The sequence below is a fragment of the Vibrio sp. ZF57 genome, from assembly GCF_001691235.1.
Lineage (GTDB): Bacteria > Pseudomonadota > Gammaproteobacteria > Enterobacterales > Vibrionaceae > Vibrio > Vibrio crassostreae_C.
Map to the genome: position 1 here is coordinate 19,910 of NZ_MAKD01000057.1, position 8,873 is coordinate 28,782.

The following is an 8,873-nucleotide window of genomic DNA, read 5'->3' on the forward strand; positions in this document are numbered from 1 at the left end:
TTTAACTCTGACGAATGCGCTGTCTTACTACCCACTCTCCTGCAAAGAGTAACCCTGCAAACAGATAGCTGAGTAAGCCATTGTATAGGGTCCATACTTCTAGCGGTTGGAAGCAGGTGTAAAGGGCAATAGAGCCATTGATAACAAAGAACAAGCACCACACTTTGGTGACTTGTCGTGTGTAATCAACGCCACTTTGCGGAAGTTCAGGCTCTTGAAGGCGAGCAAGACGTTCGATAATCGTTTGTGGTTGCCATAGGCTCGAAGCGAATACAACCAGCATACAAACATTAACGATAACGGGATAATAGGTTAGCCAGCCGTGTTGCTTAAAGGCTAAGCCTAAAGCCAGCAGAACAATACCGGCACTTCCACTGATCCAAGCTAGGTGTTTTAGCTCTTTGATTTTAGCCTGACCGCCGGTGAAAATGCGTACAGCAAAGATAGCGGCTAAGGCAATACCAACGGTTTGTAAGCCAAACTTGTTGAGTCCAAAGTAAACCGCTATTGGATAAGTGAAAAGTATAATTGCCGACAGTAAAGTCAGCAGAGGACGCATTAGGCGTCCTTCAATAGTTCAACCACAGATTCGACAACGTCATTAACGGTGCGCACTGCTTTGAACTCTTCAGGTTTGATCTTCTTACCTGTGACGTTCTGTAGGTGAACGACCAAATCAACGGCATCAATGCTGTCTAGGTCTAGATCAAGATAGAGATGAGCTTCAGGGGTGATATCTTCAGCATCAAGCTCGAACAGCTCAATAAGCGCATCTTTAACCTGGTTGTATACTTCTTGTTGGTTAGCTTGTGTCATAAAGATCTGTCTAGTTATTCGTTTGAGAAGAGATGTAGTTCGCTAGATTTTCAACTGACGCAAAGTGCTGTCGAGTGTTTGAATCATCTGCATCGATAACAATGTTGTACTTTTTCTTGATAGCAAGGCCAAGCTCAAGGGCATCGATAGAGTCTAGTCCAAGTCCATCACCAAATAGTGGAGCTTCCGTTTCAATCTCATCAATGCTCATGTCTTCAAGGTTCAATGCGTCGATGATCAGTTGTTTCAGTTCGTTGTGTAATGTTTCCACTTTGGCCTACTTAATGCTTTATCTGAATGCTGCTTTAAGGTGGCGATTCTACATTATATGAGGTATTTTCGAAATGCCGATATCGCCTGTTATGTTATTGATACGCTAAATGTTTTCTTCGGAAGGGAAAATTGTTTGTGCAAGATGATGATTAAGGCGCCTTGCTGCCGAAGTTAAATTATTTGAGCCTTCAATAAATGGTTCGACTTCTATTTTACCTTTCACCGCGACATGAAAAAAGGGCTTCGACGCAGGAACTTGATACCATTTTTTCTCTTTCGTTAAGAATGTCGGAGAAACCGTAATATGAATCACGCGTAAATCGGTTTGTGTTCGAGTCGCGATTTGTGCCGCCCCACGCTGTAAGGATGGTTCAATTCCTGGCGTTGTGCGAGTTCCTTCGGGAAAAATCAGCATGACATTGCCACGTGAGAAGCGTTCTTCACAGCGCTCTAAAAGATCGTCAGGGGCTTGGTTCGGTATATAACCTGCCGCTTTGACAATCCTTTTCATAAAAGGGTTTTCCCAAATGGCCGCTTTGACGAGGCAATCACATTGAGGAAGTTGAGAGGCGATCAGCACATAGTCAATCAAACTTGGGTGGTTGGCGACGATAATGCAGTTACGGTCGTTACGCAGTAGTTCTGCACCATCAATTCGGTAATCGATTGCTCCGGTGAACTTCATGATTTGGCAAAAGGCGTTGAATGAGAAACGAATCAATCGCTGTGCTTTAAGCTCTCTTTTAATGGTGTTGGAAGTCGTTAGCGCGATAGTGGGTAAGATTAAGAAGCTTAATACTAAGCCACCTAGACCAAAGATGGTAAAGCACAGCCCTGTCGCGAATACTCGCCAATATTGGTCGATTTTGCTCATGATTGTGGACCTGTCTCGGTGTTATTTACCCAAGACCAAGTTTGGTGCTTGCCAGCAATAGCCCACTTATTTGCGCCCAATAAGATATGTTGGAGCGTTTGTAGCCCTTGTGGTAACACGGAAGGTGCTTGGTTGGCTTCTACTGTTCTAGTAATAGAATATTCACTGCCAACGCTGAGCACTAAGCCAAGAGCATAATCCGTATAGTCTTGTGTTTCGTATTCTTGGTAAAGCTCAGGCAAAGGCTGGTCGAAGTCAATGACGAGTACACGATGTGACGGGTACTGATGTAGGTAAAGATAAGCTTCGATCAGAGCGTTGTGGAAAGTATCTTGGCCGGCCGCAATAGAGGTCAGAGGGATTGGTGCTTTCGCTGCGATGGTAGTTAACCCTGCAGCTGTATTATGCACGGACTGTGAAAACGCCATTGGCGAGGCATCATCACCTTCCAATATCGACTGGATCAAGGTTGCGGTTCGGTGCAGTTCACCATGTCGACTGGCAAAAACCAGATAATCAATCGAGTTGTCTTTTAAGAGTGTCAATGCAGTTTGAACGGCCAATTTACTTTGTAGGCTCATTCGGCGGCGCATCATCGGTGGGATCGCTTTAAATTCAGTTGAGCCATCTTGTGGCCAATCTAAATTAGTGCTCCACGCTTGCCATTCAGCAATAGAATTGAGCCCCGCTGAATTTGCAGACCATTTCTCAATATTAAACGACATTAATTGGGATTGATTTGACATAGAGTATTGATTTGCTTTGAGTCTAACTAAATACTATGCGCGCTTATAAATAAACACAGATAAGGAATTTAAATGAAATTACTAAAAATAGCAGTTTCAATGTTATTCATATTCGTTCTTGCAGGATGTGGACGCGTCCAACCTGTAATGAATGTTGAGGATACTCCAGTTGCACTGAATCTTCAAAGTAAACAGGTTAAATCAGCTATTTCTGAATCTGCTGAAAATCGAGGCTGGTTGGTTTCAGAAATAAAGCCTGGTTTGATCCGCGCTGAATTGTATGTTCGTTCGCACCACGCTGTGGTTGAAATTCCTTATAGTGATAAGTTTTACTCTATTCTTTACGTTGAATCAGAGAATTTGAAGTACGACGATGGTGAAATACACCGTAATTACAACCGTTGGGTTAATAACTTAAACGTTGATATTAAACGTAAGCTTGCGCAAATGGCAGCTGAGTAACTCTCTATTATTTAAAGTTAGGTTTTTCGTGTCGGAATATAAATTAGATCCATTCAACGCATTAGAAGCAAAAACAGAAGCGCAGAAATTGTCTTTCGCTCCGATTGTTTTTCATACTGCTCGTACACTTCGTGATTTAGGCATTTTGAAAGCGTTAGATGACGCGGGCAACGAGGGTTTACCAGCAGAGTCTATCTCTGAATCGACCGGTGTCTCTGAGTACGGCGTGAAAGTCCTGCTCGATATGGCGTTAAGTGCTCATATTGTGACTTGGGAAAAGCCTAACTACAAAATGGCTAACCTTGGTTTCTACCTTCTGCATGATGGTATGACTAACGCAAACATGGATTTCACAGCCGATGTTTGTTATGCCGCGATGATGCATCTAACAGAAGCGATTGAAGAAGGGACACCTGCAGGCTTGAAAGAGTTGGGTGATTGGGAAACCATTTACCAAGGCTTGTCTCAATTGCCAGAAAAAGCAAAAGAGAGTTGGTTCAAGTTTGATCACTTCTATTCGGATCGCTCGTTCCCTGTGTTACTTGAAAAAGTCTTCAGCAAGAAACCTAAGTCGCTGGTGGATATCGGCGGCAACACGGGTAAGTGGGCGATGCAATGCTGCAACCATGATGCGGACGTTGAGGTGACGATTGTTGATTTGCCACAGCAGCTAGAAATGGCAATGGCAAACGCGGCAAAGCATGGTCATCAAGAGCGAGTCACGCCATTCCCAGCGAATATGCTCGATAAACAGCAAACTCTGCCAACGGGCGCGGATGTTTGGTGGATGAGTCAGTTCCTTGATTGTTTCTCGCCAATGGAGATTCTGAGCATATTAAAGCGCGTTCGCTCTCATATGTCAGAAGACGCGACTGTCTATATCCTTGAACTGTTTTGGGATGCACAGAAATACGATGCGGCTTCTTATAGCTTAAACGCGACGTCTCTCTACTTTACCTGCTTGGCCAATGGCAACAGCCGTTTTTACCGCAGTGAAGATTTCTTAGAGATCGTTGAAGAAGCGGGCTTTGAAGTGGTAACTCGCACCGACGATATCGGTCTTGGTCACACGCTTCTTGAATTGAAAGCTGGCGCGCAATAAAAATAACAAACATGGCTTAAATAATGAAAAAACTATCAACTCAAGTGGTGATCATCGGAGCTGGGCCATCAGGGTCTATTGCTGCGTCTTTACTTCATAAAAAAGGCATCGATGTTCGAGTGATTGAAAAGAGCGTATTCCCTCGCTTTTCTATTGGTGAAAGCCTATTACCAGCTTGTATGGAAGTGATTGAACAGGCTGGGATGACTGACGCAGTGATCAACGCTAACTTCCAATACAAAGATGGCGCTGCCTTTCGCAAAAATGGCGTTTATACGGCGTTTAATTTTGAAGACAAGTTCTCTTCTGGCCCTGGAACTACGTTTCAGGTTCAGCGAGGTGCCTTTGATAAGGTTTTGGCAGATACGGCTGAGGCGCAGGGTGTCTGCATTGATTACCAACATGAGTTAATGGGCATTAATTTCACCGACGACAGCACCATTTTAGATGTACAAGTGCTGGGTGGAGAGCGTTATCAGATAGAAGCTCAATACGTTCTGGATGGCAGTGGTTTTGGTCGAGTGCTACCAAAAATGCTTAACTTGGAAGAGCCGTCATCGCTTCCTCCACGCAAAGCTATTTTTACGCACATTAACGATCATATTGCAGAGGTGGATACCGATCTTGAATATGACCGAAATAAAATTCTTATCTCTGTGCATCCAACCAACCCTGATGTTTGGTATTGGTTGATCCCGTTTAGTAACGGTGTCTCTTCGTTTGGTGTCGTAGGAGAGCCTAAGTTCTTTGAGTCCTATCCAGAAGACAAGATTGCTGCAATTAAACAGCTGGCAGCGGAAGAGCCGGGCTTGGCTGAGATACTGGCAAGCGCCGAGTATCCAAACCCTGCGGGTGAAATTGGTGGCTATTCTGCCAATGTAAAACATTTGGCGACGGATAAGTACGCGTTGCTTGGCAATGCCGGCGAGTTCCTTGACCCGGTGTTCTCGTCAGGCGTGACGATTGCGATGAAGTCGGCACAGTTTGCGGTTGAGTGTGTCGAAAAGCAACTTAACGGTGAGAAGGTAGATTGGGAACGCGATTATGCCGCTCCTTTGATGGTTGGTGTAAACACCTTTAGAACGTATGTTGAGGGGTGGTACTCAGGTACTTTGCAGGATGTGATTTTCTATCAAGATCCAAATCCAAAGATTAAGCAGATGGTGTGCTCAATTCTGGCGGGTTACGCATGGGATCAAGCCAACCCTTATGTGAAAGAGTCTAAGCGCCGATTGGCGACACTGGCTGAGATATGCCGAAACTAGGTAATCGATTTTGTATGTAGCAATACTCTAAATTGCCACGATGGATCGTCATAAATTAAAAACAGCCGCAATGTGCGGCTGTTTTTGTATCTGAAAAATATGGGCGGTCAGCTTAATCGGATTTAAGCCTATTTTAAGTCGATGCTGTTCAATCGTCCCATAAATATAAGTAGATCAATCACATCTTTGTGGGCATCCAGTAGCGCCCTTTTGGTTTGGCTATAAGCGGCAAGTCGGCCGTGCTTTCTGATTGAACATACCTTGGTTTTGTACTTGTAGTCACCATTCTCAGAGAAGACGCGCCACTTAGCGATGTAGCACTCGTCGCGGTGCTCAGGATCACTCTGAGTTGGATTTGGTTTGAATACAATTTTGGGTTCTAGACTATGAGGCAGGCGCGTCATCAGGTAGGGCTCTTTGAGGACTTTGGGCCAAAATTTGCCCCATAGCTGTCTGCCCAGTTCATCTCTTAATTTAATGGTTTTCTTCAGTGCTTTGTCTTCACCCATACGAACAAAACCGACCGACCGATGCAACACCGTATCTTCGGGAGTATGAATGTGGATCTTAAAAGCGGTTTTACCTTTCGAGATAAAGCGGTAACCGGTAGCACCAATTAGATTATTCTGACTCATAGTTTGCTAAGTGATGATTATGTTATTAATAAGATTACGCCAAATACTGCAAAACCGAAACTAATACCCATGAAAAAAAATAAAGCCTTAACAAAAGTGCTAAGGCTTTATTAGAAACTGTGAGGCGGGCGTGTCGCTAACTACATGATTTTCTGCATCACATCACCAATTTGAATGCTTCCAGCAAGGCTTGGTTGGTCGATCGTCAGTTCTGCTTCGTTTTCATAAACGCGAGAAACGGTCAGTGTGATGTCGCTTTGAGAAACCTTGTTGCGTGGCAAACCGCGTTGGTCGATAAACGAACCTGTGTGCCACAGTTGCAACTTGTCACCTTGTTGTACGCCATGCATTCGACCTAAATCAATGGTCACAGTGTTACCAAATACCGCTGCAACCTCTGGAAGGGTGATCTTACATGACACTTCCGATTCTAAGTCCAACATAATATTACGGCTAACACGCAGCATCATGCTGCCGTAGGTTGATGCCCAGAAACGGGCACTGCGGGTGTCGACTTCACTGGTCTTAGCAAATGGCCACTTTGCCACTTCACGATAGCTACGGTTGTAAACCTGATGTCCTGTTTTACCATCGAAGACTTGCATCTCTAACGCAAACTGACGATTGATGATGTCGTCTTTCAAAAGCTTGGATTCGATGGTCGCGGTTAAATCGGTAATGTCGCCACCAATGATGTACTGCGCGCCAGTGTCTTGGGCGATCATCTTGATCACCTCTGGTCGACGCTTGTCGATATCGTAATTGGTCGTGCCAACGGAAACAAAGCTGCGAGACTCTTGCGCCAGCTGTCGATCTACGACATGACCAAAATCATCACCGATGTTATAGATTCTGCCCATTACAGCTTGCTGTGGGGAAGTCACATCGATGTTGCCGACCAAAAATGTCTTCTTATATTGGCTCTCATGGCAAGCATTTGCCGAAGGATAGATATCGATCCTTGCGGTGATCATTATATTGCCACTGCGTTTTTTCTCTTTTTCTACCAAGATGTAGCGCACTTCATGATTGGTAAATTGAAACTCTTTTTTGTTTGCGTCGAGGTACGGCGTGAGGTTGGCAATGCTACCAATGTCGGCTCCTGAGAACTGGATCGCTTTATATACCGCGTCTTCCAGAGCATGGACCCTTGCCGTTTCCTCTGACGATACGATGGCTGCGGTACCGGTAACCTCATACCAAGAGGCATGAGCACTGAAGCTTATGGTTATCAGTGAACTTATTGAAAATAAGTAAGAAATTATTTTTTTCATCTATTCGTTACCAGTTGGGTATAAATATTGCTTAACAAATAACTATAAGCTTGAAGCTGACTTAAGTGCGTTTTTCTTAATCTGAACCATTAATGAAAAGCAAAGACTGTTCCAACATTGTAATCCATTGAAAAGAATAATGGTGAGAACATATTGGAACAGGGAGCACTAAACCTATCTGGAGATAAGAGAATGAAAAAATGGCTCGTAGTAATGAGTGTCATGTTGTTGACCTCATGCGCTTATTCGCCAATCTATAACGGCAAGTCTGAATATTCAGGCAGTCAGTTTATGTTGATGGATAGCCCTCGTCATACCATGGATTTCTTCGTGGAAAGTATGACCGAAGATCTGATCATTTCGAATACGAGTATCTCAGCAAGAACTCCGATAGCGATTACGTCGTTTGTTGACCTGCAACACATGGACACAACGAACTGGCTAGGAAACTCGGTATCAGAAGGTTTCATTCATCAGTTTCAGCGTCGTGGCTTCAAGGTGGTTGATTTCAAAACAACAGGTTCTATTCAAGTGACTCATCAAGGTGACTTTGCGTTAAGCCGCGATTGGAAAGACTTAGCTCAAGAACAAGACGTACAGTACGTACTGACAGGCACTATGCTTCGCCAAGAAGGTGGTGTGTTAGTCAATGCTCGTGTTGTTGGCATGCAAACTCGCATTGTCGTGGCGACGGCACAAGGCTTCTTGCCTGCAGACCGTATTGGTCGTGACCTAGATACTCTAAACAGTATTCGAACTCAAGATGGCGTTATCATTCGTTCTGACCCAACGATCAGCCAGCCTTATACTGTTATTCTTCGCCCTTAGGAGTTCGAGATGAAGAAGTTAATATTTGTTGTTGCCGCTTTACTGCTTGTTGGCTGTCAGCCACTGCAAAACATGAGGCCAGACGACTACTTAGTTGCCGTTGGCTACGCGAGTATCAGTGAGCAGAAAGGACGTAACGATGAAGAAAGACGTATCCGTGCGATGAGAGCTTCTAAGATCGACGCCTATCGTGAACTTGCAGAACAAGTTTACGGTATGCGAGTGAGTGGTCGGGCAGAGTTGGAAGATCAACGCCTTGGTACGGAACGTACTTCTGGTGCGGTTGATGGCGTAATCCGCGGTGCAGAAGTGGTACGCAGCTACCCTGTGGGCGATAGCTATGTTACTGAGCTTCAGCTTGATATCCGTAAGATGGAACAGCTACGTAATTACGGTGAAGTTCAACCTGTACCTGAAAAGAGACAACAAACGCTGTTCTAGCCCAAGGGGCGTCTAGCGATAGGACTATCCAGTTATATTGGCTGCTTTCGTTTTCCAGATGGCGTATCGGCAACCAATAACTAATATGAATGTAAAAGCGGCAAGTATGAAAATACTTGCCGCTTTTTTGTTTATCGATTTTGTCAGGACGTTCAAG

12 protein-coding genes are annotated in these 8,873 nt (G+C 44.5%); 5 read left to right on the forward strand and 7 right to left on the reverse strand.

Annotation, left to right across the window (positions count from 1 at the left end):
* Position 1: 1 nt before the first annotated feature.
* The 5 genes from A6D97_RS06735 to A6D97_RS06755 all read right to left on the reverse strand — a co-directional run bounded on the left by A6D97_RS06735 (position 2) and on the right by A6D97_RS06755 (position 2,709).
* Complete coding sequence (locus A6D97_RS06735; RefSeq protein ID WP_048669155.1) at positions 2 to 559, reverse strand: septation protein IspZ; 558 nt, start codon at positions 557 to 559, stop codon at positions 2 to 4.
* Positions 559 to 816 (reverse strand): acyl carrier protein, encoded by a 258-nt coding sequence (locus tag A6D97_RS06740; protein WP_004739745.1) that lies wholly within the window; start codon positions 814 to 816, stop codon positions 559 to 561. The genes A6D97_RS06735 and A6D97_RS06740 overlap by 1 nt, the downstream gene beginning before the upstream one ends.
* A 10-nt stretch (positions 817 to 826) precedes the next feature.
* Positions 827 to 1,087 (reverse strand): phosphopantetheine-binding protein, encoded by a 261-nt coding sequence (locus A6D97_RS06745; RefSeq protein WP_004736154.1) that lies wholly within the window; start codon positions 1,085 to 1,087, stop codon positions 827 to 829.
* Positions 1,088 to 1,192: 105 nt separating this feature from the next.
* Positions 1,193 to 1,963 carry a lysophospholipid acyltransferase family protein gene (locus tag A6D97_RS06750; protein ID WP_017064140.1) on the reverse strand — a complete coding sequence of 257 codons (771 nt, stop codon included), beginning with the start codon at positions 1,961 to 1,963 and terminating at the stop codon, positions 1,193 to 1,195.
* Positions 1,960 to 2,709 carry a beta-ketoacyl synthase chain length factor gene (locus A6D97_RS06755; RefSeq protein WP_170791811.1) on the reverse strand — a complete coding sequence of 250 codons (750 nt, stop codon included), beginning with the start codon at positions 2,707 to 2,709 and terminating at the stop codon, positions 1,960 to 1,962. Before A6D97_RS06755 ends, A6D97_RS06750 begins: the two co-directional genes overlap by 4 nt.
* Positions 2,710 to 2,781: 72 nt before the next feature.
* Between A6D97_RS06755 and A6D97_RS06760 the strand changes: the two genes are divergently transcribed.
* The 3 genes from A6D97_RS06760 to A6D97_RS06770 are packed head-to-tail and all read left to right on the forward strand — an operon-like array spanning position 2,782 to position 5,538.
* Positions 2,782 to 3,171: a hypothetical protein gene (locus A6D97_RS06760; protein ID WP_017062271.1), complete on the forward strand. Its 390-nt coding sequence runs from the start codon at positions 2,782 to 2,784 to the stop codon at positions 3,169 to 3,171.
* 28 nt (positions 3,172 to 3,199) lie between these two features.
* Positions 3,200 to 4,273 carry a methyltransferase gene (locus tag A6D97_RS06765; protein WP_065584069.1) on the forward strand — a complete coding sequence of 358 codons (1,074 nt, stop codon included), beginning with the start codon at positions 3,200 to 3,202 and terminating at the stop codon, positions 4,271 to 4,273.
* 23 nt (positions 4,274 to 4,296) lie between these two features.
* Positions 4,297 to 5,538 (forward strand): NAD(P)/FAD-dependent oxidoreductase, encoded by a 1,242-nt coding sequence (locus A6D97_RS06770; RefSeq protein WP_065584070.1) that lies wholly within the window; start codon positions 4,297 to 4,299, stop codon positions 5,536 to 5,538.
* Positions 5,539 to 5,666: 128 nt separating this feature from the next.
* On the opposite strand, the gene A6D97_RS06775 is transcribed toward A6D97_RS06770, so the two are convergent.
* Both A6D97_RS06775 and A6D97_RS06780 read right to left on the reverse strand, forming a co-directional pair.
* Entirely contained in the window at positions 5,667 to 6,173 is a 507-nt protein-coding gene (locus tag A6D97_RS06775) for a hypothetical protein (RefSeq protein ID WP_017062268.1), read from the reverse strand.
* A gap of 140 nt (positions 6,174 to 6,313) precedes the next feature.
* Positions 6,314 to 7,447 (reverse strand): flagellar assembly protein FlgT, encoded by a 1,134-nt coding sequence (locus A6D97_RS06780; RefSeq protein ID WP_017062267.1) that lies wholly within the window; start codon positions 7,445 to 7,447, stop codon positions 6,314 to 6,316.
* A 192-nt stretch (positions 7,448 to 7,639) separates the two neighbouring features.
* On the opposite strand from A6D97_RS06780, the gene A6D97_RS06785 reads away from it, so the two are divergent.
* Complete coding sequence (locus A6D97_RS06785; protein WP_017064137.1) at positions 7,640 to 8,275, forward strand: FlgO family outer membrane protein; 636 nt, start codon at positions 7,640 to 7,642, stop codon at positions 8,273 to 8,275.
* A gap of 9 nt (positions 8,276 to 8,284) precedes the next feature.
* Positions 8,285 to 8,716 carry a flagellar assembly lipoprotein FlgP gene (gene flgP, locus A6D97_RS06790; RefSeq protein WP_017062265.1) on the forward strand — a complete coding sequence of 144 codons (432 nt, stop codon included), beginning with the start codon at positions 8,285 to 8,287 and terminating at the stop codon, positions 8,714 to 8,716.
* Positions 8,717 to 8,873: the final 157 nt, after the last annotated feature.